We start from the raw sequence: 1,182 nt of genomic DNA, 5'->3' as shown, positions 1-1,182 counted from the left end.
CGCCGATTGTAAAATCAAATTGAACACTTTAGAAAAATAAAAAGTCCATCTGGACCCGTTTGATAGAATGTAATTACCACAAAACATCTTGAAACGAGGTCACAAATGGACTCTTTACATTCTATCATGCCTAAGCACAAAAAAGGAAAACATTTGTCATTAGAAGAGCGAGTTATTATCCAAACTCGTATCAAAGATGGATTTTCTCTTAGAGCAATTGCTCGTGAGATTGGTTGTTCTCCTTCTACGATTAGCTATGAAATCAAACGTGGTACAGTTTTGCTTTATCACGGTAAACAAAAGCGGTACAAAGCAGAACGTGGAAATGAAGTTTATCAAGCTAACCGACGCCACTGTGGTCGCAAATCAGACTTCTTGAAGAAATCTGACTTTATCAAGTATGTCAATAAGCATTTCTTTGAAGACAATTGGTCACTTGATGTATGTGCCAATCGCTGCTTGGCTGTGGGTGAATTTAGCAGCGACCAGATAGTCTGCACTAGAACTCTATATAACTATGTAGATCAAGGCTTGTTGGCTATCAGAAACTCTGATTTGCCTGAGAAGTTAAAGCGTAATACTAAAATTCATCGTGTTCATAAGAACAAGAAGAAATTAGGTCGAAGCATTGAAGAACGCCCTAAAGAGATTAATGATCGAAAAGAGTTTGGTCACTGGGAATGCGACCTAGTCTTAGGACATAAGACTAGAGATGATCAAGTACTGCTAACTTTGTCTGAGCGAATGAGCCGTGAGTTTCTAATCTTGCGTATTCCAGACAAGACAGCTGCCAGTGTTATGAGCGCTTTTCAAACTCTACATAAGCAGTATAGTGAGCACTGGAATGAAATCTTCAAGACAATTACAACTGACAATGGTTCAGAGTTTGCGGATCTTTCCAATCTAGAGGAAGTATCTAATACCATAGTCTATTACGCCCATCCATATACTTCTTGCGATAAAGGCACTGTTGAAAGACATAATGGGCTCATTCGCAGATTCATTCCTAAGGGTGATTACATCAATAACTATTCTCTTCAGGAAATCATTGACATTGAAACCTGGTGCAATTCGCTACCAAGAAAAATATTGGCATATCATACACCAGATGAAATTTTTGAAAGAGAATTGGATCATATCTATCAAGCAGCTTAAGTGTTCAATTTATTATTGCAATTTACG

General features: G+C 37.8%; 1 protein-coding gene. It reads left to right on the top strand.

The window, feature by feature from the left end; genetic code table 11:
- Positions 1–105: 105 nt before the first annotated feature.
- Positions 106–1,155, top strand: a complete 1,050-nt coding sequence (locus tag FC37_RS04555; protein ID WP_025006498.1) for an IS30 family transposase — start codon at positions 106–108, stop codon at positions 1,153–1,155.
- The last annotated feature ends 27 nt before the right edge of the window (positions 1,156–1,182 follow it).

Origin of the sequence: Lactobacillus gallinarum DSM 10532 = JCM 2011 (genome assembly GCF_001434975.1) — a bacterium.
Taxonomy (GTDB): domain Bacteria; phylum Bacillota; class Bacilli; order Lactobacillales; family Lactobacillaceae; genus Lactobacillus; species Lactobacillus gallinarum.
This window is presented reverse-complemented; position numbering and strand designations above follow the sequence as displayed.